The sequence below is a fragment of the Streptomyces sp. NPDC057950 genome, assembly GCF_042887295.1.
Classification (GTDB): domain Bacteria; phylum Actinomycetota; class Actinomycetes; order Streptomycetales; family Streptomycetaceae; genus Streptomyces; species Streptomyces kaempferi.
On record NZ_JBHVPP010000024.1, the window covers coordinates 150,728 to 172,053 of the forward strand.

23 protein-coding genes and 2 pseudogenes are annotated in these 21,326 nt (G+C 67.7%); 9 read left to right on the plus strand and 16 right to left on the minus strand.

The genetic code is table 11. The features are described from left to right. Window positions 1-100: 100 nt before the first annotated feature. Both ACFVTC_RS33975 and ACFVTC_RS33980 read right to left on the minus strand, forming a co-directional pair. The gene (locus ACFVTC_RS33975) at window positions 101-496 is read right to left on the minus strand and encodes an Imm50 family immunity protein (protein ID WP_390132311.1); all 396 of its coding nucleotides are present in this window, start codon (window positions 494-496) and stop codon (window positions 101-103) included. Beyond that, window positions 489-1,001 (minus strand): Imm50 family immunity protein, encoded by a 513-nt coding sequence (locus tag ACFVTC_RS33980; protein ID WP_390132313.1) that lies wholly within the window; start codon window positions 999-1,001, stop codon window positions 489-491. Before ACFVTC_RS33980 ends, ACFVTC_RS33975 begins: the two co-directional genes overlap by 8 nt. 152 nt (window positions 1,002-1,153) lie before the next feature. Between ACFVTC_RS33980 and ACFVTC_RS33985 the strand changes: the two are divergent. Next, window positions 1,154-2,237 (plus strand): annotated as a pseudogene (locus tag ACFVTC_RS33985) (IS1380 family transposase); the annotation flags it as partial. On the opposite strand, the gene ACFVTC_RS33990 reads toward ACFVTC_RS33985, so the two are convergent. After that, window positions 2,143-2,403: a helix-turn-helix domain-containing protein gene (locus ACFVTC_RS33990; RefSeq protein WP_390132358.1), complete on the minus strand. Its 261-nt coding sequence runs from the start codon at window positions 2,401-2,403 to the stop codon at window positions 2,143-2,145. The pseudogene ACFVTC_RS33985 and the gene ACFVTC_RS33990 overlap by 95 nt on opposite strands. Before the next feature lie 488 nt (window positions 2,404-2,891). Then, complete coding sequence (locus tag ACFVTC_RS33995) at window positions 2,892-3,380, minus strand: MarR family winged helix-turn-helix transcriptional regulator (protein ID WP_390132314.1); 489 nt, start codon at window positions 3,378-3,380, stop codon at window positions 2,892-2,894. Window positions 3,381-3,468: 88 nt separating this feature from the next. Between ACFVTC_RS33995 and ACFVTC_RS34000 the strand changes: the two genes are divergently transcribed. The 3 genes from ACFVTC_RS34000 (at window position 3,469) to ACFVTC_RS34010 (ending at window position 6,786) form a co-directional block, all read left to right on the plus strand. Next, complete coding sequence (locus tag ACFVTC_RS34000) at window positions 3,469-4,056, plus strand: NADPH-dependent FMN reductase (protein WP_390132315.1); 588 nt, start codon at window positions 3,469-3,471, stop codon at window positions 4,054-4,056. Window positions 4,057-4,122: 66 nt separating this feature from the next. Next, window positions 4,123-5,247 (plus strand): glycoside hydrolase family 15 protein, encoded by a 1,125-nt coding sequence (locus tag ACFVTC_RS34005; RefSeq protein ID WP_390132359.1) that lies wholly within the window; start codon window positions 4,123-4,125, stop codon window positions 5,245-5,247. Window positions 5,248-5,583: 336 nt separating this feature from the next. Continuing rightward, a complete protein-coding gene (locus ACFVTC_RS34010; protein WP_390132316.1) occupies window positions 5,584-6,786 on the plus strand; it encodes an IS110 family transposase in 1,203 nt (400 codons plus the stop codon). Window positions 6,787-6,804: 18 nt separating this feature from the next. Here ACFVTC_RS34010 and ACFVTC_RS34015 read toward each other — a convergent pair whose 3' ends face one another. Further along, window positions 6,805-7,038 carry a hypothetical protein gene (locus ACFVTC_RS34015; RefSeq protein WP_390132318.1) on the minus strand — a complete coding sequence of 78 codons (234 nt, stop codon included), beginning with the start codon at window positions 7,036-7,038 and terminating at the stop codon, window positions 6,805-6,807. 173 nt (window positions 7,039-7,211) lie between these two features. On the opposite strand from ACFVTC_RS34015, the pseudogene ACFVTC_RS34020 reads away from it, so the two are divergent. Both ACFVTC_RS34020 and ACFVTC_RS34025 read left to right on the plus strand, forming a co-directional pair. Beyond that, window positions 7,212-7,571, plus strand: a pseudogene (locus tag ACFVTC_RS34020) (molybdopterin-binding protein); the annotation flags it as partial. Between the two features lie 535 nt (window positions 7,572-8,106). Then, window positions 8,107-8,835 carry a hypothetical protein gene (locus ACFVTC_RS34025; protein WP_390132320.1) on the plus strand — a complete coding sequence of 243 codons (729 nt, stop codon included), beginning with the start codon at window positions 8,107-8,109 and terminating at the stop codon, window positions 8,833-8,835. Window positions 8,836-8,837: 2 nt separating this feature from the next. Here ACFVTC_RS34025 and ACFVTC_RS34030 read toward each other — a convergent pair whose 3' ends face one another. Beyond that, complete coding sequence (locus tag ACFVTC_RS34030; protein WP_390132321.1) at window positions 8,838-9,143, minus strand: DUF427 domain-containing protein; 306 nt, start codon at window positions 9,141-9,143, stop codon at window positions 8,838-8,840. Between the two features lie 572 nt (window positions 9,144-9,715). Continuing rightward, window positions 9,716-10,102 (minus strand): hypothetical protein, encoded by a 387-nt coding sequence (locus tag ACFVTC_RS34035; protein WP_390132322.1) that lies wholly within the window; start codon window positions 10,100-10,102, stop codon window positions 9,716-9,718. Between the two features lie 65 nt (window positions 10,103-10,167). Between ACFVTC_RS34035 and ACFVTC_RS34040 the strand changes: the two genes are divergently transcribed. Further along, window positions 10,168-10,338 carry a hypothetical protein gene (locus tag ACFVTC_RS34040; RefSeq protein WP_390132324.1) on the plus strand — a complete coding sequence of 57 codons (171 nt, stop codon included), beginning with the start codon at window positions 10,168-10,170 and terminating at the stop codon, window positions 10,336-10,338. A 273-nt stretch (window positions 10,339-10,611) separates the two neighbouring features. Here ACFVTC_RS34040 and ACFVTC_RS34045 read toward each other — a convergent pair whose 3' ends face one another. The 3 genes from ACFVTC_RS34045 to ACFVTC_RS34055 form a co-directional block, all read right to left on the minus strand. Then, complete coding sequence (locus tag ACFVTC_RS34045) at window positions 10,612-12,042, minus strand: protein kinase (RefSeq protein ID WP_390132326.1); 1,431 nt, start codon at window positions 12,040-12,042, stop codon at window positions 10,612-10,614. A gap of 202 nt (window positions 12,043-12,244) precedes the next feature. Continuing rightward, window positions 12,245-12,568 carry a hypothetical protein gene (locus ACFVTC_RS34050; RefSeq protein WP_390132327.1) on the minus strand — a complete coding sequence of 108 codons (324 nt, stop codon included), beginning with the start codon at window positions 12,566-12,568 and terminating at the stop codon, window positions 12,245-12,247. 385 nt (window positions 12,569-12,953) lie between these two features. After that, window positions 12,954-13,250, minus strand: coding sequence for a hypothetical protein (locus ACFVTC_RS34055; RefSeq protein ID WP_390132328.1), 297 nt, complete (start codon window positions 13,248-13,250; stop codon window positions 12,954-12,956). 185 nt (window positions 13,251-13,435) lie between these two features. On the opposite strand from ACFVTC_RS34055, the gene ACFVTC_RS34060 reads away from it, so the two are divergent. Together ACFVTC_RS34060 and ACFVTC_RS34065 are read left to right on the plus strand one after the other, a co-directional pair. Continuing rightward, window positions 13,436-14,674, plus strand: coding sequence for a PP2C family protein-serine/threonine phosphatase (locus ACFVTC_RS34060; protein WP_390132360.1), 1,239 nt, complete (start codon window positions 13,436-13,438; stop codon window positions 14,672-14,674). 412 nt (window positions 14,675-15,086) lie between these two features. Continuing rightward, window positions 15,087-15,212 (plus strand): hypothetical protein, encoded by a 126-nt coding sequence (locus ACFVTC_RS34065; RefSeq protein WP_390132329.1) that lies wholly within the window; start codon window positions 15,087-15,089, stop codon window positions 15,210-15,212. Window positions 15,213-15,352: 140 nt separating this feature from the next. On the opposite strand, the gene ACFVTC_RS34070 is transcribed toward ACFVTC_RS34065, so the two are convergent. The 6 genes from ACFVTC_RS34070 to clpB all read right to left on the minus strand — a co-directional run bounded on the left by ACFVTC_RS34070 (window position 15,353) and on the right by clpB (window position 20,948). After that, the gene (locus ACFVTC_RS34070; RefSeq protein ID WP_390132330.1) at window positions 15,353-15,508 is read right to left on the minus strand and encodes a hypothetical protein; all 156 of its coding nucleotides are present in this window, start codon (window positions 15,506-15,508) and stop codon (window positions 15,353-15,355) included. Between the two features lie 10 nt (window positions 15,509-15,518). Then, window positions 15,519-15,656, minus strand: coding sequence for a hypothetical protein (locus ACFVTC_RS34075; protein ID WP_390132331.1), 138 nt, complete (start codon window positions 15,654-15,656; stop codon window positions 15,519-15,521). 153 nt (window positions 15,657-15,809) lie between these two features. Beyond that, window positions 15,810-17,597: an FAD-dependent oxidoreductase gene (locus tag ACFVTC_RS34080; protein ID WP_390132332.1), complete on the minus strand. Its 1,788-nt coding sequence runs from the start codon at window positions 17,595-17,597 to the stop codon at window positions 15,810-15,812. After that, complete coding sequence (locus ACFVTC_RS34085) at window positions 17,597-17,860, minus strand: UBP-type zinc finger domain-containing protein (RefSeq protein ID WP_390132333.1); 264 nt, start codon at window positions 17,858-17,860, stop codon at window positions 17,597-17,599. Before ACFVTC_RS34085 ends, ACFVTC_RS34080 begins: the two co-directional genes overlap by 1 nt. A 5-nt stretch (window positions 17,861-17,865) precedes the next feature. After that, a complete protein-coding gene (gene trxA / locus ACFVTC_RS34090; protein WP_390132334.1) occupies window positions 17,866-18,312 on the minus strand; it encodes a thioredoxin in 447 nt (148 codons plus the stop codon). Next, the gene (gene clpB, locus ACFVTC_RS34095) at window positions 18,309-20,948 is read right to left on the minus strand and encodes an ATP-dependent chaperone ClpB (RefSeq protein WP_390132335.1); all 2,640 of its coding nucleotides are present in this window, start codon (window positions 20,946-20,948) and stop codon (window positions 18,309-18,311) included. Before clpB ends, trxA begins: the two co-directional genes overlap by 4 nt. Window positions 20,949-21,326: the final 378 nt, after the last annotated feature.

Consider the following 21,326-nt stretch of genomic DNA (forward strand, 5'->3'; position numbering starts at 1 on the left):
ATCGTTGCCCCATGTCTGAGCCTCTGCCGAACGTCGGCGGCCTTCACCTTGCGGGTGAAGGTTCTGGTAGGCCAAACCAGTCTGCAACCGGCCAGTGATGTCACGGTGATCGGCTCCACAAGCGTCCGACTGGGGACTCAGCGCGGATGCCGGTGGCGTCGAAGGACACGAGCTTGCCCTGGCCGGCGAGCACGACCGTTTTTGCTGCGAGGGTGGCGGTGGTTGTGGGCCAGCCGGACCAGCCGTGCACCTCGAAGTTCTTCACGCCGATACAGACCAGGACGAACTCGACCGCGTTGTGCCCACGCGTCTGCCACAGGTCCACGGCGCCGTCCGGGACGGCGAAGGCGGAGAACCTCAGGGTGACCGACGCTTCGCGTTCGTCGACGAGGACGGACGTTAGGTCGTAATCACTCAGCGGTGGCGGGCGTGAGCCCAGAACTTCGCGGACCGTCTCAGGATTGGTCAACTCGGCAGCACAGTCGTGGTCACTCATAAAACCTCTTCGCGGTCGTGAGAGGGAGGACCCGGTACAGATGCTGGTCAACTCGGTTCTCGAACCAGCGCTGAGCGGCATCGGGGTCCGCCTCGATGGAGCGATACGCGTTGAGATGGCCAGCCTGAAGGCCGGCCCAGGCGGTGAAGTCCAACGAGAATCCCGCTCCGTGCACAGCGACCCTGATCCGGCGCTCGTGGACTTGGACGAGGGGGCTGACCTCGATGTCGACCACGGTGTGGTGGGGAACGCCCCTCATCCGCAGGTCCTCGCCCACGGCCAGGAACTCGATCTGGGCCTCGAACCGGTCGCAGCCCGCCTCGGTCCAGGGCAAGGGAGCGCGGTCCGGAAAGCGCGGCAGTTCCACCCGCAACTTCACACTGGGGCCGTAGGGGCTCAGGTGGACCGACCTGAGGACCAGGCGCTCCAAAGGCGGCAACTCGGTGTAGAGCGCGGTCAGCCGCTCGGGGTGCACCAAGAGCTGGGACCACGTGTCGGCTGGCATGGAAGGGCTCCTCTGCTTCTGGACATCTCGCGCCAGGCGAGGCTGCCCCGATCATCCAAAAGGCGGCCGGAGATCTAGAAAAGGCCCCTGAACTGCAATGATATGGCTTGTCGAAGATCCTGTTCCATCGCCGAACACGAGACACTTTCCAGATGATGAAGCGCAGCGGGTCCTACCCGCGCGTCCGGATATCGGGTGGCGGATCAGGGGTGGTCTCGCAGGCTGGCGGGGTACTCCTGGTGGAGACCGCCCGCGCCAGCGGGCTTGACACGGCAATGTCGTCTGCGCTGGAGCCCTGGCGCAAGGACCGCACAGTTCACGACCCGGGCAAGATCCTCATGGACCTTGCCATAGCCGTCGCCCTGGGTGGCGACTGCCTGGCAGACATTGCCCTGCTGCGGGCCGAGCCCGCCGTCTACGGGAACGTCGCTTCCGATCCAACCGTATCCCGCCTGATCGCCGCCCTCGCGGCAGCGGGCACCAGGGCCCTGACCGCCATTCGCGGCACGCGCTCAAGCCCGGTAGCACGCGTGGGCCCTGGCCAAGGACCGCTCCCCAGACAGCGGCGGCCGGGTGACCGTGGACATCGACGGCGTCCTGGTCACCGCCCACTCCGAGAAGCAGGACGCCACCGCGACCTGGAAGAAGACCTTCGGCCATCACCCGCTGGTCGCGTTTGTGGACCACGGCCACCAGGGCAGCGGCGAGCCCGTCGAATCCCTCCTACGGCCAGGCAGGGCTGGCTCCAATACCGCCGCCGACCCCATCACCACAACCCGACAGGCCCCGGCCCAACTGCCCAAGCGCTTCCGGCACGGCCGACAGACCCTGATCCGGACCGACTCCGCCGGCGGCACCCATGCCTTCCTCAACTGGCTCACCCAGCCGGGACGGTGGCTGTCCTACTCGGTCGGCATGACCATCACCGACGATATTCACGACACGATCAAGCTCATCCCCAAGAAGGCCTGGACCGAGGCCTATGACGCCGACCGACAGGTCCGCGACGGTGGCTGGGTCGCAGAGATCACCGACATGCTCGACCTCACCAGTTGGCCCAAGGGGCTCCGCCTAATCGTCCGCAAGGAACGTCCACACCCCGGCGCCCAACTGCGAATCACCAACGTCGACGGACACCGCTTCACTGTCTTCGCAACCAACACCCCGGACGGACAGCTCGCGGACCTCGAACTGCGCCACCGTCGCCGGGCCCGCGCAGAGGACCGCAAACGGTCGAAGGGGATCTGCCCAGCCGCTTGGCCAACTGCCGGGCCGATTCCCCAGCCGCGATGCCGCGGGATATCTCTTCGCGCTCGCTCCCGCTCAGATGCCGCTCTGATCGCTGCTGCGGGGTGAGGCGTACGCCGCCGCTCTGGTGCAGGAACCGACGGGCGTTCTGCATCGGTGCCCCGAGCGCCCGCCCGATCAAGCTGAACGATTGCCCCTCTCGCCAGCGTCTCCAGATCTCATCCTGCTGAGCCGGCGAAAACCCGTAGTCACGCACCTGTGCCTCCACGATCACGTGATCATCCGTGGGTGGTGCGTTTATCACTTGAGGGTGCCATCGTTTCCTGAAGACCGTCCGTCAGGCTGTCCGAGGCGTGGCGCTGCTGGCCGAATCCGACACGCCATGGCCGGGGTTGGCTGTCAGGCGAGGTGCAAGACTCACGACTCGGTTTCGATCGGCCGCAGTCGGGTCTCGGCACCGGCGATAACCTGCATCGATACTTCGGTGATCTGTCCGTGCACGTCGCTTATGGGGCAGGGGCACGGCAACGGCCACAGAGGGTAAGAGCCCCAGGGCCGCCGACCCGCTTGTTCCACTGGGGTCTGCCTGACAATGCCCAGGGCTGTATCTGCGGGGTCTATGAGGGCGGTGTGGAACGCGGTCTACGACGCGCCGTCGCTGGCAGCGTCGCTTGCATGCCGACCGAGGCGATCGACTGCTTGCTCGCTCCAGGCCCGGATGACTGATGCCTGCTCGGGGGTCAGTGAGTCGAGGAAGTGGCGGCGGATGTTGCCTCCGTGCACGAGGGTGGCACTTTGGGCGGCGCGGCGCCCCTCGGCGGTCAGCCCGATCCCCGCCCGGCGACCATCGGCCCCGTACTGAGTGCGCTTGACGAAGCCGCGTTTTTCCATGCGCGTCAGCTGATGTGAGACGCGGCTCTTGTCCCAGTCGAGCGACTCGGAGAGCTCGCTGACACGCATCTCGCGGCCGGCGGACTGCCACAGCGTCACCAGCACGCTGAACTCAGCCTTCGAGATGTCGCAGTCACGCTGCAGACCACGCTCCAGCTCCCTGGTGAGCAGGCGCTGCGCGCGCATCCAGGTATCCCAGAACTCCCACTCCTCGGGGTCCAGCAATCGAGTCTCCGTCATGTCGCCGAGGATACCGCTACCAGCAGAGTTGTCACGTCAACCCCTCACAATCTAGAGTTGACGTGACAACTATCCCGGAAGGTGAACCATGACACTCCGCATCGCACTCATCCTCGGAAGCACCCGCCCCGGCCGCCGCGGCGACCAGATCGCCGCCTGGGCCCTGGAGGCCGCCCGCGCCCACGGTGGAGCCGAGTACGAACTCATCGACCTCGCCGACCACGACCTCGGCAACCTCGACGAGCCCGGCAACCCGAACTTCCAGCAGTACCAGCACGACCACACCCGCGCCTGGGGCTCACTCATCGACAGCTTCGACGGCTACGTGTTCCTCGTCCCCGAGTACAACCACTCCTACCCCGGAGCCCTTAAGAACGCCCTGGACTACGTCTACCGAGAGTGGAACGACAAAGCCGCCGGGATCATCAGCTACGGCGGCTGGGTCGCCGGAGCCCGGGCCGCCGAGGCGCTGCGGCTCGTCCTCGCCGAACTCCAGGTGGCCACGGTCCGCGCCCAGCCCACCATCTCGACACACCCCTCGTTCCACACCGGTACCTTCGTCCCGCAGGAGGGCCTCGACACCGCAGTGGGCGACATGCTCGAGCAGGTGATCGGTTGGTCCGGCGCCCTGCGCGGGGTGCGCCAAGCCAAGACGCAGACGCCCACGGCTGCATGAGGCCCAGTTCGTGACCGATCACCGGTGAGGCAGGGGTCGGTAGGGGTGTGGGTGGTTCGCTGACTTATCCGTACGGGGCCGAGCGGAGCCATCGTCGCGGCGGCCGCCACCTCGCTGCCCGAGACCGTCGGCGGCACGCGTAACTGGGACTATCGCTACACCTGGGTGCGCGACGCCAGCCTCACCCTCCAGGCGCTGGCCACCGCCACCTGCAAGCAGGAGAAAGGTGACTTCTTCGCCTTCCTCGCCCAGGCCGCAGCCACCAAGCTCGAACGCGGCGCGGACCTCCAGGTCATGTACGGCATCGGCGGAGAGCACGACCTGAGCGAACGCGTCCTGCCCCACCTCTCCGGCTGGCGCGGCAGCGCCCCGGTGCGCGTCGGCAACGGCGCGTGGCGCCAGCGCCAGCTCGACGTCTACGGCGAGCTCCTGGACGCGGCGCACCAGACACTGCCCCACGACGTCCCGCTCGACCCGCCCGTTCGTTCGTTCCTGCGCCAGTGCGCGGAAGCGGCCGCTCACCGCTGGGCCGACCCCGACCAGGGGATCTGGGAGGGCCGCGGACCCGGCCGTCACTTCCTGCACTCCAAACTCATGTGCTGGGTCGCTCTGGACCGCGCCATCGCCCTGGCCCACGCCCTGAGTGCTCAGGACCTTGTCACCGACTGGCAGCGCATCCGCGAGCAGATCCGCGAAGCCATCGAGAACAAGGGATTCAATCACCGGACCGGGGCCTTCACCCAGGCCTTCGACAGCGAACAGCTCGATGCCTCCGCCCTGATGCTGCCCCTCGTGGGATTTCTGCCAGGTGACGACCCCCGGGTGCGCTCCACCGTCGAGACGGTCGCACGGCAGCTGACCGATTTCCGGGGCCTGGTACGGCGCTATCTCCAGGACGACATCGACGACGGTGAGGGCACCTTCCTGCTGTGCACCTTCTGGCTCGCGCAAGCCCTCGCCCTGACCGGCCAGCCCGCACGCGCCCACCAGGTCTTCGAAGCCGCGCTCAGCCACGCGAACGACGTCGGCCTCCTCCCTGAAGAGGTGGACACCCGCACCGGCGAAGCCCTCGGCAACTTCCCTCAAGCCTTCAGCCACATCGGCCTCATCAACGCGGCCCACACCATCCGAGCCGCCGAAGCGGCCCTCGAAGCGAATACGGACGCACACCGACAGCAGCCGAAGGATTGAGACGATCGGACCGCCCACGGGCGGGCGGACGACCCGATTGTGCGGGCTCGACGGATCGGCCGCCCCGGTCGCGAACAGCCTGATCCGTCGCGGGTCACCCCCCCCGTTACCGTTTTCGTGGCTCCGCAATGGGGCCTCCGGCCTTCGGGTCCGGCATGACTTCCCCCTCCTGTTGTTGATGATCCGGGGGGGCACCGGGTCCGGAGGCATCGACGGACCGCTGATGAGGGGCTTGAGCACCGGCTTCACCCGAGCCGGAAGAGCTCTCCGTAACGTGTATGTGGCAGCTCGGTGCCCAGGCAAGGCCGGACGAAAGCGTGATGGAGGGGCCTGCACGTGATCGACACCGGCGACATCGACGTCTTCCTCGGCCTGGATCTCGGCAAAGGCGAACACCACGCCACCGCCGTCACCCCGGCCGGGAAGAAGGCGTTCGACAAGCGCCTACCCAACACCGAGCCCAAGCTCCGCGAGCTGTTCGCCAAGCTGAAGACCAAGCACGGAACGGTGCTGGTCGTGGTCGATCAGCCCGCCTCGATCGGGGCTCTTCCCCTGGCGGTCGCGCGGGACATGGACTGCCCGGTGGCTTACCTGCCCGGCCTGACGATGCGGAGGATCGCCGACCTCTACCCAGGTGAGGCGAAGACCGACGCGAGGGATGCATTCATCATCGCCGACGCGGCCCGCGCAATGCCCCACACACTGCGGGCGATCGACGGCGAAGACGAGACGATCGCCGAACTGGAGATGATCGTCGGCTTCGACGACGACCTGGCCAGCGAGGCCACCAGGGTCGCCAACCGGCTCCACGGCCTACTGACCCAGATTCATCCCTCGCTGGAACGGGTCTTGGGACCGCGGTTGCAGCACCCGGCCGTCCTCACGCTGCTGGAACGGTTCGGGTCCCCGTCCCAGATCCGCAAGGCGGGCCGTCGGCGGCTGGTCACGCTACTGCGGCCGAAGGCCCCGAGGATGGCCGAGCGGCTGGTCGAGGAGATCTTCGCCGCCCTGGGCGAGCAGACCGTCACCGTTCCGGGGACCGACGCGGCCGCGCTGATCGTCCCAAGCCTGGCCGAATCACTGGCGGCCGTCCTTGACCAACGCAAGCTGCCGGCCCGGCGGATCGAGGAACTCCAGGAGGCCCACCCTCTTTCGAAAGTCCTGACGTCGATGCCGGGGATCGGCGTCAGGACCGGCGCCCGCATCCTGATCGAGGTCGGCGACGGCAGCACCTTTCCGACCGCCGGCCACCTCGCCGCATACGCCGGACTCGCCCCGGCGACCCGCAGTTCGGGCTCCTCGATCCGCGGCGAACAACCGTCCAGGAGAGGAAACAAGCAGCTCAAACGGGCCTTCTTCCTCTCCGCGTTCGCCGCTCTGGGCGACCCGGCATCGCGGGCCTACTACGACAAGAAAATCGCCCAGGGCAAGCACCACACCCAGGCCCTGCTCTGCCTCGCCAGACGCCGGGCCGACGTCCTCTTCGCGATGCTCCGCGACGGAACCTTCTACGAGCCCCAACCAGCTGCGGCCAGCTGAAGAGTCCAGACCGCTCGGTCAGCCCTCCGGCCGAAGCCGCTGACGAGCGGCCTCAAGCCGCTGGTCATAGTCAGGCGCGAACAGCTCAGGAAGCGCCTTGTCCAGCGCTCCGGCGATCCGATGGATCGGCGCCCAGACCGCCGAATCGTCGACAACGTGGCTGAGGTCCGTCATCTGGAGCCTCTCCAGCCAGTGCGACAGCACCAGGGCCTCGTCACTCGTGAGCTTGATCGTGACCTGGCTATCACTCATGCACACCCCTCCGGCTCAGCCCGCCCTCGACCGCACGAACCTACTGGCCTTGGACCTTGACCAAACACATAGGGGCACCCCCCCGGGCCGAAGCCGATCCCTGCGAGCCGTCCCAGTTCCGTAAGGCGTGCACATGTTCCGGAAACGGGCGGCTGCCGGGTGGGATGGGGGGCATGAAACTGCGTTTCCCTCCGCCCCGTCCGCCGGTGTTCAAGGGAAGACTCCACGACGCCCGCACCGCGACCTCCATCGGCCGCTGGCTGGGGCCGGCGTTTGCCGTGTGCTTCGTGACCGGGCTGGTCAGCCACTTCATGCAGCATCCGCCGGGCTCGCTGATCGACTACATCCCGAGCCGCCCGTCATGGGGTTACCGGCTCACCCAGGGCCTGCACGTCGCCTCCGGAACCGCCGCGATCCCCCTGCTGCTCGCCAAGCTGTGGACGGTGTATCCGCGGTTGTTGGCGTGGCCGCCGCTGCGATCGGTCCGGCACGCGGTGGAGCGGCTGTTGGTCGCGCTCCTAGTTTCGTCGGCACGTGACCGACCGGTATGGATGTGGGCAACCAGTGTCAGAGCCCCGGCGAACCCGAACGAGAGACAGCTCGCGCTTTCAGCGCCCATGAAGGTGCCGGGAGACAGGCTGTGACGGACGGAAGACTCAGGCCCGCGCAAGTGACGAGATGGACGGCCGAGAGCACTTCAGGTCGGGCTGACCGCCGCTGGCCCCCGACGCTCGAGGCGCAGGCGCGATGAGAATGAGATGACCGCGTGCTGCGGACGGTCAACGCGGAGAAGCAGCGGCGGTGTCCGTCCTGACCGGCCGGCCGTACGGCCGGGGGTCCACATGACCAGGTCGTGCGGGCTCCGTCTCAGCTTGTTTTTTAAGGTCGGGGCGGGTCGGGGGCGACATGCGGCAGTGGACCACCAACCACCCCGGGCAAATCCGATGGCATCGATGGCCTTCCAGCGACAAGACTGCGCTGGTGAACAACTTGCCGCCGTTGCCCGGCCCGCTCCCTGTGCCGGTACCGGACCCGCGCGCCCGCACCCTTGTTCTCGACTATGCGGGCATGCACGCTCTGGTTGTCGACCTGGTCCTGCCCGAGGGCGCATCGATGTACGTCATGAGTGCGTTGGAGACCTCTCGCGAACTCATCCGCCACTCCTACTTCCGGTACGAGTTCGCCACCGTCGCCGTCACGCACTCACTGTTCGCCCTGGAGCACGTCCTCGCCGAGCGGCTGGCAACGAACGACCCGCTCCATGATCTGATCGCGCGGGCCGCTGACGTTGGGCTCATCACGGCCGCACTCGCCGCCGAACTCGACCGCAGCCAACTGCTGCGCGACAAGCTTGCGCAGGGCTCCCAGTCGAGTGCCGCCCTCCCCCCGCTCCAGGCCCTTGCCATGGTGCGTGCCGTCTTCGACGCCGTCTCCCTCCTCCTTCACCCACCGGCCGCGGCACAGGCGACAGCCGCCGACATGGTCGGAGCACGACCCGACAGCGCACTCGCCCAGCTGTGGGAGGACCACCAGCGCGCACCGTTCCCCGCTGGCTTCCGCGGCGTGGACCTCGACGGCGTGGACCTGACCCTCCTGGACTCCAGCGCCGCCGGCCTCGTGCACAGGGAATTGCACGGCGGACTCGACGACAGTGGCATCGCCTCCCTCTGGGGCTGCATCACCGACCTCGACAAGATCGTGCCCCTGGTCAACGAGGAGTACTGCGCCTCCTACTTCACAAGACTTCGGACGATGGCCCAGGTCATAGCAGCGCGCCACATACCCGCCGCGACCTGAGCTCAGTTCTCGATCCTGACCTGGCGTGCATCGAAGGCGGCGTAGCCGCTGAAGTCGCGACCCACACGGCTCGCCGCCGACTCCTTGATGTTCGGGTAGGACCAAGCCCCGTCCCTGAGCGTGACCTCGCCGACCACAACGTCGTGATACTGCGCCCTCCCCTTCCAGGGGCAAGTGTACGGAGTCGGGCTATCGCAGAGCGCGCCGGCCGCAACTGAGTCCGGCGGGAAGTAGACATTTCCCTCAATACTGATTACCGCTTCGCTCGCGGCCTCGGCCACGGCGGTCTCCCCAATCACTGCCTTCATTGATCTTTCCCCTCATCGATCGCCACATCTGCCATCGTGAGCGCAGACGAACCAATTCGTCGCACTTGGCTCTCCAGGTCGCGATCACCGGTTGCGACGCCGGGCTTCAGTCGGGCGTCCAGTCGGTGCAGTTACAGCCAGGTCGTGTATTCGTCGGAGGTTGGCGCCGGGTTGACTCCGCTTCTTACCCGTCTTGACGCTACGGGAGATCGGGGAGACGTGAGCTCATCAACGCTCGCCAGGGTGCCGAATCACCCTGACCTGCGGCTGGTCGCCGGATTCCGCCCAGGTGCCCGAGGCGGCGCCGACGGGAGCCGGGTTCGCGGCGGCTTCCTCGGAGGTTCCCTCCACGGCGCCGCCTTCTATCGTCCGGATGAGGTACCGCACCTCATCCGGACGAGCGCCTGCAGTCTTGAGGAGCGCGGCCGTGCAGAGGCGGGCGTGCACGGCCTAGGCGCCAGCGCGATGACCAGTGGTAACTCCGCCGCTGCGTGTCATTGCCCGTATGGGCGTCTCCTTGGCGATTCCGATCCGATGGTGTTCTCCTGCCAGACGGTCGTGCTGGGTGCGTGTCATCTGAGTTCGACGGAGTAGGTCCTGCCGGAGAATTCCCAGCCGTCGGTGCCCTCTCCGATGTCGGCGACGATGATGTCGTCGATGAAGCGGTCCTCGAAGTCGTCGTCACGCAGGTCGCCGGCGAGCCACAGTGCTTCGATGTCGCTCCAGTCTCCGCGGCTGGCGTCGATGCGCAGGGGGGCGGCGCGGCGGGTGCCGCGTTCGCGTTCGTCGGCGCCGGTCCTGACGAGGCCGCTGATCTCGAACTGCCCGTCCTTCATCTGGTCGGGAAGGGGTTCGGCGGGGACGATGGCGACGTTCTCGTACGCGGTGTGGATCAGATCGCGGTAGCTGCGGCGGACGTGGATCGGCACCGGCTTCGGCGAGGTGAAGGCCATGTTCATCCAGTGCCAGTGCCGGCCGCTACGAAGATCACGGACAGTTCGTGGTCTTCGAGAGGAAGCCTTTCGTGCGCTTCACCCGCGACTCCCGTGCCGCTGCCGCCGCACTCTGCTCATTCGCCGCGCTGCTCGTTCCCACCACCGCCCACGCCGTACCCGCCGGGCACCTCCTCCGGCATGCTCCGGGTGACACGCTCACCCTTCCCGTGCGGGGTGCCCTGCAGGGCCTGGTCGTGTAGGACGAGAGCCGGGCAGGCTACGAGCGCTCCAAGTTCGAGCACTGGACGGATGCCGACAAGAACGGCTGCGACACCCGCGCCGAAGTCCTTCTCACCGGAGCCGACCAGGCACCCGCCGTGGGCCCGAACTGCGTACTGACCGGCGGGACCTGTCACTCGCCCTATGGCGGAGTTCCGCCTCCGGCATTTCGGAGGCGGGATCATGTGGAGCGCCCGGGGTGGTGACCGGCTGCCGTCGCGGGCGGTCAGGCTACCTCGTTTCAGGTGATGGACTCACTGTCGTCCTGGAACAGGAAGGGCAGGTTCACCACGACCGCCTCGCCCTTTTACCTTCTTCTTTGCCTGGCCAGGCGGGAGCGGTGGCGTCCCGGTCTTTTGACGGTCGTGAGCTGTTGCACCGGGCAGACCTGCGGGGCTCGGTGTCGGGTGCGCCGTCGTGGCCGGGCCTGTATGGCTGTCTGCTGCATGGTCCGGCCCCTCAGCGGCCGGACGGGCCTTTCGCTCCGGCTCAACGTCGGTGCGCGTGCCGTCGCTGGGGCGGGCGGTCGGGCTCTTCTCCGCAGAGGCTGTCGTGTCCTTGTTCGCCGTTGAGGTGGGAACGCTGGTGCTCTGGGTGCTGCTTGGATCACCGCTGTGCGATGCAGAGTTGTCGGAAATCACCAAAGCGACGACCGTGGCGGCCGCCAGTGCGGCGCTGGCAACGACGGCCAGGGAGCGACGCCTCGCGGCCGCGGGGCGCGGCGACGTCTGCTCCCCGTCGTGCAGCGGTTTGCGGTGCGTGCGGTCACTTACTCTTGAAGCTCGTCCAAGGTCTGGAGCATGACTCACGCCCTCTACGAATGGCCCGGGTTGAGGCTCCGTTTCAGCTGCCGATGTCAGTGCGTGGGCGCAGTCGTCGGCCGTGGGACGGTCGCTCCCGTCCAGGGCGGTCATGGCCCGCACGATGTCGGCCAGCCGTGGAGGAACGTGATCGGGTATCGCGGGCTTGCGGTGGAGCCGGGCGATCGCAGCTTCCAGGGGAGCACCGTCGTACTCGAGCCGGCCGGTGAGGCATTCGAGGAGGACAAGGCCCAGGGCGTAGATGTCGGCTGGGAGGCCGATGGGCTGTCCAAGGACTTGCTCGGGTGAGAGGTAGGCGGCGGTGCCGGTGAGTGTGCCGGTGGCGGTGCGGGTGGTGGTGTCCAGCAGCCGGGAGATGCCGAAGTCGGTCAGGTAGGGGTGCTGAGCGGCATCGAGAAGGATGTTGGACGGTTTGACGTCACGGTGGACGATGTTCGCTTCGTGGGCGTGCGCCAGCGCGCGAGCCAGGTGCAAGCCCAGGACGGCCGTTTCCCCAAAGGCCAGCGGGCCTTTGGCGATGCGATGTTTGAGCGTCGTGCCTTCGATCAGCTGCATGACCAGGAAGGCACGCTCCTGGTGCCGCCCGGCGTCATAGGCGGCCACCAGTCCCGGATGATGCAGCCGGGCCAGGATCACCGCCTCACCGTGGGAGTTCTCCTCGACGTCGAAGCCCGTATCGGGCCTGAAAACCTTGACCGCCACGGACCGCTTCAGCCGCAGATCGAATCCACGGTAAACGTCCGCGGCGCCTCCCGACCCCAGAAGACCGTCCAGACGGTAGCGGCCGTTGAGTACCTCGGCAGAGCACCGCGACGCAACTCCCCGAACCGACTCACGAAGACGCATTTCCCGCTCCCACCGCATCGAAGACAGAACCCTGGCGAGCCCTGGCCGACGCACCACCGCCCGCAAGTACCCCGGAGAAGCACAAGTACCCGCCACATCCGTACAGGCGTGCCGACCACCCGTCCCAGCAGCCGCCGAGGCAGCGGCGTCACCACAATCCCGGCGACCAGCACGTCCGCTGTCCGCGACGCCGATTTCCGGGACCAAATAGCGCCTGCGGTCAGCCCATACCGACGGCGGCCGTGGCAATGGCGGTATCAGCCCGGGCGTGGACAACCAGAGCCCTGCCATGGGCGGTGGCATGAGCCCGCAGCACCCGGCGGGCCCGAGCGCGGGCTGTGACAACCGACATCAGAACGTCCAACTCCCTGCATTCGCGGTGCGCTTCCATGACCGTCTTGATCACCACGTCGCTCGCCTCACCCTTGGAGAATGCAGATCGCAGGAGCAGGAGCATGAGCATGAACCTGACCAGGGACGCCAGGTCCTGTTCCCCGTCTGGCTCGTCCTCCACTTTCAAAATCAGCACATCGTTCTCGAGCACGTGAGACAGCATGGCTTTCCCGAACCCTGTCCCCGACTGCAGTCGCCTGCGTGTCCGCATACCCGATACCGGATACCCGATACCCCTCCAGCTCGGCGCCCGGGTCAGCGATGGGGCCGATGGGCTCCGGTGACTCCACGGCCTGATGTGGGGCCGGTCGGGTGAACTGGACGGTGTGCGAGAACCCTCTGGCCGTGGCTGTGCGGCGTGCCGTGTGTGGAAGCGTTCAAGTCGATCGCCGTCTGGTCGTGGACGGGCCTAGTCCCTGTCGTGGCCTGGATTGTGGCGATCTGGGCCGTGCGTCGCCCGAAGGTCCGCGGTCGTGTGCCGTTGCACGCGGCGCTCGGCTGGATGCTTCTGGCGTGGCAGCCGTCCGGTGGCCGGCTCAGTGGCCGCGCCGCCCGGACCGTACGCCCCGCCCCCTGTTCAGTGGCTTCACCATCGAGGACGCGAGCGCTTCTATTCCGGCACCGTCGTCGTCCCGTACGGTCGGCCGCCCGGCTTCCGGCGGCGTGCGCGGCCTCGCCGTGTCGCGGCCGCGGTTCGCCCTTCTCAGCCCGTCGGGCTGGCGTTGCAAGTGCAGCAGCTGATCAAGGTGGTTGCGGCGCGGCACGGCGATGTCGACGGGTAGGTCGAGGTCGACGGATGGGCAATGATCTTGCCCATCAGGGATGATGATCACAGGGGGACAGTGACCAGCCGAAACTCCACCGAAACCTCCACATGCCTGGAGCCGCCGGCTCCGGGAAATCACCCGCTGGTGGCGGGAGCATCGGTGGTCGCCGCTCGCGCGCCGGCGGTGATCGGGCGTAGAACGTAGGGGTGAGGGACGAAAACAGCCCTGGGAAGGATGCGCGGCCGCAGGGAGTGGCGAGGCCGGGGATCGACTACAGGGCGCTGTTTGCGGTTGCCCCGAACCCGTACATGGTGCTGGGCCCGGACCTGGTGATCGCTGATGTGAACGAGGCGGCGTGCCGGGTGACGGGCTATGCTCGGAAGGATCTTCTCGGGCGATACCTTTTCGATGCCTTCCCAGACAATCGGGCGGACCCGGACGCTGAAGGGGCGGCGAATTTGCACGCCTCCCTGCACCGGGTGCTGTGCTCGAGGGAGCCGGACACGATGGCGCCGCAGAAATACGACATTCCCGTGACCGATCAGCCCGGCGTGTTCGAAGAGCGGTGGTGGTCCGCGGTCAACACTCCGGTGCTCGGGCCGGACGGGCAGGTGGCGTGGATCATCCACCGGGGGGAGGACGTGACCGCGTTCATCCTCTCCCATCCCCGGCCGCGAGAAGGCGGGGCGCTAAGCGCCCTGGAGGCGTTGGAGGTCGAACACTATGCCCGTGCGCGCGAGCTCCAGCTGCTGAACGAGGAACTGCGCCAGGCCCACGCCAGGGAGCGCCGGGTTGCACTCACTTTGCAGGAGGCCATGCTCCACTCGCCTCATTTGGCCCGGCACCGGGACATCGCGGTGCGCTACTTGCCCGCCGCCGGGTCACTGAACGTGTGTGGCGACTGGTACGAGGTGGTCGACCTGTCCGAGAGCAGATTCGCCGTCGCGGTCGGCGACGTCGTCGGTCACGGCCTGGAAGCCGCCGCCGTCATGGGCATGCTCCGCAGCGCGTTGTCCGCGTCCGTCCGCGCCGTCGAAGGACCCGCGAAGGCCCTGGACTGCCTTGGCCTGTACGCGCGCGACGTCGAGGGCGCGCTGGCCACCACCGTTGCCCAGGCCTTTGTCGACACCCACGATCGTCGCATCACCTACAGCAGCGCCGGCCACCCGCCCCCCGTCCTGCTCCACCAAGACGGCACTTGCCACCTCCTTGACCAGGCAACCGACCCTCCGCTGGGGGCCCGCCCCGAACACGTTCCCCGCCCCCAGGCCGACCTGCCCTACACCCCCGGCGACACCTTCGTGCTCTACACCGACGGCCTCATCGAACGCCGCGGAGAGGACATCGACGTCAGCCTCCAACGCCTCACCGACACGCTCGCCCTCCATACCCGCCACCATCCCGAACCCCTCGCCGACGCCCTCCTCGCGCACCTCGGCGTCAGCAGCGGGGCCTGCGACGACGTCGCCCTGGTCGTCCTTCGACTATGATCCGCGCGCCGCCAGCGAGCCTAGGCCGGCTAGGCATGCCGTGCGCGGCCCGACGAGGAGAGAGGCCGCGCACGGCAAACGGGGCCCTGTGCCGTGCCGCGCGAGGCACCCGCCAGCATCGTGAAACCGGCCACGAGACCGCGCCGCGCTGAACACAAGGGAAGGCCCCACGCGTCGAGAGTGGTGCTGTCCACGCCACGCTTCATGTCGGCACGTCGTCACCGAGGACTCTCGGCGTTCCCGACCGTCTCCATGCTTTGCGCGCGAAGCGAGGAGTGCGAGAGATGAGCAAGTTCGTCTTGATTCCTGGGGCTGGCGGCGCGGTCTGGTACTGGCAGCGTGTGGTGCCCGAGCTGCAGTCCCGCGGACACGAGGCAGTCGCGTCGACCTGCCCAGCGCCGACGAGGGCATCGTGCTGGTGGCCCATCTGTCGCTGGTTCAGTTCGCCGCCCAGCGGTTCCGCGACCGCGGTAACGGGCAGATGGAGGACATCATGCAGGTCGGGACGATCAGTGCGCCGGGGGTACTGCAGGTGTGAACCTGCCTTCCGTGATCTTGGGCGTTTCCCGTGGTCAGACCCTAGAGGTAAGCCGCTCCTGCCTGGAGAGCGGCACCTGAGGCGATTCAAAGAGCGCCATCAGCCTCCGTCATCCAGCCCACCTGACCGGCGGGCGGGAACTACGAGCCCGAGCGCAGGCCCAAGGCGCTGTTCTGCACAATCCCAGCGGGAACGTCTGCAGCACCCGCCGCCTTTCGGGTCAACTCCACAAGTTTCGAGCGGAGTTCCTGCGCTGGCTCGCCGAGCACGATCGCGCTGAGCACCAGCTCCAGCATCAGGCAGTCGTTACGCGTCGTCCTTGCCCCGATAGCGGTCCTGATCACGTTCCACCCCGGCCTGGGCAACCTGCCAGCCACCGTCATCGACCGGAGCAAAGGTGGCCTCGACGAACCCATGGCCCGTCCAGCTTCGCTGCAAGAACACGACGTTCCCCTCGGCGAAGCGTGACGTCCCACTTCTCGTCCATGTCCCGGGAGCAGTAGCCTTTGGTGCTGTCGGTGGGCTACCCGCGCATCCTCACAGCGCTCGCGGACCGGGACTGGCTCCATCAAGTGCGTCAGGTCCCCCTCCTGGGCGTCATGCGAGCCAAGCCGACTCCTTCGGACGGGCGTGCGGTGAGCTGTCGGTGCCGCCGTGCGTGGCCGTGCGGCCCAGGTAGCGGTGCACGAAGTGGATGCTCATCGCGCCCTCACCGGCCGCGGACGCCACCCGCTTCACCGAGCCGCTACGGACGTCCCCTACCGCGAAGACCCCGGGCAGGCTGGTCTCCAGGGTCATGCAGGAGCGCCCGCGGCTTTGCCACGCCTCGGGGTAGGCGCTGGCTTCCTGGGCCTCCGGGCCGGTGAGGACGAAGCCGCGGGAGTCGAGGGCGGTGGTGCCGGCGAGCCACTCGGTGTGGGGGTCGGCGCCGGTGAAGACGAACAGGGCCCGTACCGCAAGCCGGTGGTGTCCGCCCGTGCGGTTGTCGATCACGTCGAGCTCCTCCAGCACCTCCTGGCCGATGACCTCGGTGACCTCGGTGTGCAGCATGATCTCCACCCGCGGATGGCGTTCGACCTGGTCGATCAGGTAGCGGGACATGCTGGCCTCAAGGCTCGGTCCTCGGACCAGCAGGTGCACCTTCGGCGCGTACCCGGCGAGGAACAGCACCGCCTGGCCTGCCGAGTTGCCTCCGCCGACGACGGCCACCGGGTCGGTGCGGCACTGCTTGGCCTCGTAGGCAGTCGCCGAGTAGTGGACGCTCGTTCCCTCCAGCCGTTCGATACCGGGCACCTGGAGTCGGCGGTAGCGGGCACCCGTGGCCAGGACGACGGCGCGGGCGGCGATCTGGCTGCCGTCGGCGAACGCCACCACGTAGTGGTCCTCGTCCTTGGGGTGGAGACCGGTCGCTTCCACCGGAATGCTGATCCTGGCGCCGAACTTGTCGGCCTGGAGCACGGCGCGTTCGGTCAGTTCGGCGCCGGAGATGCCGGCGGGGAAGCCCAGCAGATTCTCGATGCGGGACGACGTGCCGGCCTGGCCGCCGGTGGCCAGCGCCTCCACCACGGTGGTGCTCAGACCCTCGGAGGCGGCGTACACCGCGGCAGCGAGGCCCGCGGGTCCGGAGCCGACGATGAGGACGTCGCCGTGACGGCTTTTGGCGGGCAGTGACGGCAGGCCGATGAGCCTGGCCAGTTCAGCGTTGCTTGGGTTGCGCAACAGGGTGGTGTCCCGCCAGATGACGAGCGGTGTCTCCTCCGGGCCGACGCCGAAGCGGCGCAGCAACTCCTCGGCCTCCTCGTCGGTCTCCAGGTCGATCCAGCGGTGCGGCAGCCGGTTGCGGAGGGTGAACTCGCGCAGCCGCCGGGTGTCGGGCGAGTAGCGCGAGCCGATGATGCGGAAGCCGGCGCCCTGTCCGACGAGCAGCGTGCGACGGCCCAGACAGGCGCGAAGCACGACGTCCCCGATGGAGGAGTCCTGGGACACCAGGTGGCGCAATTGGTCCAGGGAGACGACGAGGACCTCGCCCGGCTCCCTGGCGACAGCGGTGTAGAAGGCTACCTGTCCGTGCAGCAGCCCGAGTTCGCCGATGAAGCGACCGGGGCCGTGTACGCGCAGCACGCGCTCCTCGGGAGTGCCGTAGTCCTCGACGACGGCGACGGTACCGCTGAGGACGACGACGAATGTCTCGCAGCGCTCTCCCTCCTGGATCAGCACGTCGTTCGGAGCCATGCTCCGGCGTTGCCCGTGCTCCGCCAGACGTGCTGTCTGGTCCTCCGTAAGGCGCGGGTACGCGCCGCAGGTGTCCGGGGTCTCCCCGAAGACGGCGTCGTCCACTTGCTCCAGCTCCGGTTTTCCGCTCGGCAGCGGTTGGTCGCCGGACATCAGACGAACGCTTCGTGGACGTAGCACCAGCGCCAATCCTCGTCGGGCTGGAACGACTGCACGATCGGATGGCCGTCGGCAGCGGCGTGCATGCGCGCGTGCTTGTTCGGCGAGGAGTCACAGCAGCCGACGTGCCCGCAGGTCAGGCAGAGCCTCAGGTGGACCCACGGGGAGCCGAGCAGCAGACACTCCTGACACCCTTGTGGGGTCAGCGGCTGGACCGGCCGGACAAGCGCGAGGTGGGGGTCTGCGTGCAGGGTCATCCGGATCACCCTTCTCGGGCCGTGATCGATTGTTCCACCCATTGGCGTAGAGCGGGGGCGGGCGCCGCCCCTGCCTGCCGGGCGACCGTCTCGCCCTGGTCGAGGACGAGCAGTGTAGGTACCGCCTGGACCTTGAAACGCTGCGACAGCCGCGGGTTCTGGTCGACGTCGACCTTGACGAGTTTTATTCGGCCGGCGAGATCGGCGGCGACCTTCTCCAGCGCGGGGCTGACCATGCGGCAGGGGCCGCACCAGGTGGCCCACAGGTCGAGCACGACGGGGATGTCGGCCCGCTCGGCGACCTCGGTGAAGTCGTCGTCGCCCGCATCCACCATCCACGGTAGGGGCTGCTTGCAGTGGCCGCACTTGGGGTGGCCCTCCGCGGCCACGGGCACCCGGTTGGTACGCCCGCAGTTGGGACAACTCACGGTTGTCGCCTGCATCGTGCTCATGCCGCCTGCGCTCCCTTCACGTCCTCGGGCTGGTCGTAGGTGACCATCAGCTCTCCGTGTTCGGCGTCGACGCGGACCGTCGCGCCGTCCTGGACGTCGCCGCGCAGCAGGGCGCGTCCGACCAGTGTCTCGACCTCGTGGGAGATGTAGCGGCGCAGTGGCCGGGCCCCGTACACCGGGTCGTAGCCCTGGTGGGCGATCACTTCCCGGGCTGCGTCGGTGAGTTCGATGGTGATGCGTCGTTCGGCGAGTCGGCGGCGCAGTTCGTCGAATTGCAGGTCCACGATCCGCTCGATCTGCGGCTCGCCGAGCGGTTTGAACAGGACGATGTCGTCGACGCGGTTGAGGAACTCCGGGCGGAAGTGCCCGCGTAGCTCGGCCATCACCAGGGTGCGCGCGCCGGGCTTGATCTCACCTTCGGCGGTGGCGCCGTCGAGGAGGTGCTCGGAGCCGATGTTGGACGTCATGATGATCACGGTGTTGCGGAAGTCGACGGTGCGGCCTTGAGCGTCGGTGATACGGCCGTCATCGAGGATCTGCAGCAGGGTGTTGAACACATCGGTGTGCGCCTTCTCGATCTCGTCGAACAGCACGACCGAGTACGGCTTGCGGCGTACGGCCTCGGTGAGTTGGCCGCCTTCCTCGTAGCCGACGTATCCGGGCGGTGCGCCCATGAGCCGGCTGACGGTGTGCCGCTCTTGGTACTCACTCATGTCGAGACGGACCATGTTCTCCTCGGAGTCGAACAGGGCTGCCGCGAGGGTCTTGGCCAGCTCGGTCTTCCCGACGCCGGTGGGGCCGAGGAAGATGAAGGAACCGATAGGGCGGCGCGGGTCTCGGATGCCGGAGCGGGCGCGGATGACGGCGTCGGCGACGAGCTTGACGGCCTCGTCCTGGCCGATGACCCGCTCGCGCAGGATCTCGTCGAGGCGCAGCAATTTTTCGCGTTCGCCCTCCTGGAGACGGGCGACCGGGATGCCGGTCCACGCGGCGACGATCTCGGCGATCTCCTCCTCGGTGACGACCTCCCGCAGTAGCCGGTTCTGTCCTTGTTTTGCGGCTAGTTGCTCCTCCTCTGCTGCGAGCCGGCGCTCCAGATCCTGAAGGCGGCCGTAGCGCAGTTCGGCGGCCCGGTTGAGGTCGTAGGCGCGTTCGGCCTCCTCCGCCTCGTGGCGGACCTGCTCCAGTTCTTGGCGCAGTTCCTGCACGCGGCGGATCGCCTGTCGTTCGGCCTCCCACTGGGCGTGTTTGGCGTCGGCCTCGCCGCGCAGGTCGGCCAGTTCCCTGCGCAGCTCCTCCAGGCGGGTTTTGCTGGACGGGTCGGTCTCCTTGGACAGGGCTGCCTCCTCGATCTCCAGACGGGTGACGCGTCGGGTGATTTCGTCGAGTTCGGCGGGCATCGAGTCGATCTCGGTACGCAGCCGGGCGCACGCCTCGTCGACGAGGTCGATGGCCTTGTCGGGCAGGAACCGGTCGGTGATGTATCGGTGGCTGAGGGTGGCCGCGGAGACCAGCGCGGTGTCCTGGATCTTCACGCCGTGGAAGACCTCCAGGCGTTCGCGCAGTCCGCGCAGGATGGAGATGGTGTCTTCCACGCTCGGCTCGTCGACCAGGACCTGTTGGAAGCGGCGTTCGAGGGCGGCGTCCTTCTCGATGTGTTTGCGGTACTCGTCGAGGGTGGTGGCGCCGATCATGTGAAGTTCGCCGCGGGCGAGCATCGGCTTGAGCATGTTGCCCGCGTCCATGGCCCCTTCGGTGGCGCCCGCTCCTACCACGGTGTGGAGTTCGTCGACGAAGAGCAGAATGCGCCCCTGGGCGGCCTTCACCTCGGACAGCACGGCCTTGAGGCGTTCCTCGAATTCGCCGCGGTACTTGGCACCGGCGACCAGGGAGCCCATGTCGAGAGCGAACACCGTCTTGTCGCGCAGACCCTCGGGAACGTCGCCGCGCACGATGCGCTGGGCCAGGCCCTCAACAATGGCGGTCTTGCCAACGCCGGGGTCGCCGATGAGGACGGGGTTGTTCTTGGTCTTGCGGCTGAGGATCTGGGTGACGCGGCGGATCTCCGCGTCACGGCCGATGACTGGGTCCAGCCGCCCGGATCGAGCCTCGAGGACGAGGTCGCGGCCGTACTTCTCCAGAGCCTCGTAGGCCACCTCAGGGTTGGCGGAGGTGACGCGTTGGTTGCCGCGGACCTGGGTGAGCGCGCTCAGGAACGAGTCCCTGGTGATGCCGGCCTGTGTGAGCAGTCGCCCAGCGGCGGTCGAGGAGCTCTCGTCGGCCAAGGCGAGCAGGAGGTGCTCCACCGACACATACTCGTCTTTGAGGCGCTTGGCCTCCCGTTCGGCGGCGTCGAGCAGGCGGCTGAGGCGCTGGGTGACGAAGACCTGGCCGGGTGCCGCGCCAGGGCCGGTGACCTTCGGGCGGCGGGAGAGTTCCTCGCTCACTGCCGAGCGCAGTTCCTTCGGTTCGGTGCCGGCCTGCTGCAGCAACCGCGGGATCAGACCGTCCTCCTGATCAAGAAGTGCGAGCAGCAGGTGTTCCCCGTCGACCTCGGTGTGCCCCATGCCGACGGCCGCTGTCTGGGCCTCCTGGAGGGCTTCCTGGGACTTCTGGGTGAGACGGTTCGTGTCCATAAGGGGTGTTCCACTCCTCGTGCCGCGGCCGCGCGGTGCGGCTTCGAACAGGCTCATGCGGTTGCGCAGGTCGAGCACCTGGCCGGTGGATGCGTAGGTGAGGCAGTCCGGTGCGCAGCCGCTGGATGCGGGCTACAACTGCGACGCCGCGGAGCGTTTGGGTTTTGACCCCGCGGCCCCGGCGGTTGCAGGATCTCGAGTACTCCCCAGGGTGACGAACGGGGTGGCTCCACGCCTGCGCCTGGCGAGTCAGGAATGCGCGAGTCCGGTCACCCCACGAGTACGAGAGAAAAAGCCGAAAATATCGGATAAGTCGTGCCCGGCGAGGGTACCCGCATTACCACTCGCCTCCCTGAAGCCTCAGGGAGAACGGAGTAA

Coding starts and splice junctions, on each gene's coding strand:
- ACFVTC_RS34025 (WP_390132320.1), top strand. CDS start 8,107: ATGCACGCTCTGGTTGTCGACCTGGTCCTGCCCGAGGGCGCATCGATG.
- ACFVTC_RS33980 (WP_390132313.1), bottom strand. CDS start 1,001: ATGCCAGCCGACACGTGGTCCCAGCTCTTGGTGCACCCCGAGCGGCTG.
- ACFVTC_RS34030 (WP_390132321.1), bottom strand. CDS start 9,143: ATGAAGGCAGTGATTGGGGAGACCGCCGTGGCCGAGGCCGCGAGCGAA.
- ACFVTC_RS34035 (WP_390132322.1), bottom strand. CDS start 10,102: ATGAACATGGCCTTCACCTCGCCGAAGCCGGTGCCGATCCACGTCCGC.
- ACFVTC_RS33990 (WP_390132358.1), bottom strand. CDS start 2,403: ATGCAGAACGCCCGTCGGTTCCTGCACCAGAGCGGCGGCGTACGCCTC.
- ACFVTC_RS34080 (WP_390132332.1), bottom strand. CDS start 17,597: ATGTCCGGCGACCAACCGCTGCCGAGCGGAAAACCGGAGCTGGAGCAA.
- ACFVTC_RS34070 (WP_390132330.1), bottom strand. CDS start 15,508: ATGCTGGAGCTGGTGCTCAGCGCGATCGTGCTCGGCGAGCCAGCGCAG.
- clpB (WP_390132335.1), bottom strand. CDS start 20,948: ATGGACACGAACCGTCTCACCCAGAAGTCCCAGGAAGCCCTCCAGGAG.
- ACFVTC_RS33995 (WP_390132314.1), bottom strand. CDS start 3,380: ATGACGGAGACTCGATTGCTGGACCCCGAGGAGTGGGAGTTCTGGGAT.
- ACFVTC_RS34000 (WP_390132315.1), top strand. CDS start 3,469: ATGACACTCCGCATCGCACTCATCCTCGGAAGCACCCGCCCCGGCCGC.
- ACFVTC_RS34045 (WP_390132326.1), bottom strand. CDS start 12,042: ATGCGGTGGGAGCGGGAAATGCGTCTTCGTGAGTCGGTTCGGGGAGTT.
- ACFVTC_RS34015 (WP_390132318.1), bottom strand. CDS start 7,038: ATGAGTGATAGCCAGGTCACGATCAAGCTCACGAGTGACGAGGCCCTG.
- trxA (WP_390132334.1), bottom strand. CDS start 18,312: ATGAGCACGATGCAGGCGACAACCGTGAGTTGTCCCAACTGCGGGCGT.
- ACFVTC_RS34085 (WP_390132333.1), bottom strand. CDS start 17,860: ATGACCCTGCACGCAGACCCCCACCTCGCGCTTGTCCGGCCGGTCCAG.
- ACFVTC_RS33975 (WP_390132311.1), bottom strand. CDS start 496: ATGAGTGACCACGACTGTGCTGCCGAGTTGACCAATCCTGAGACGGTC.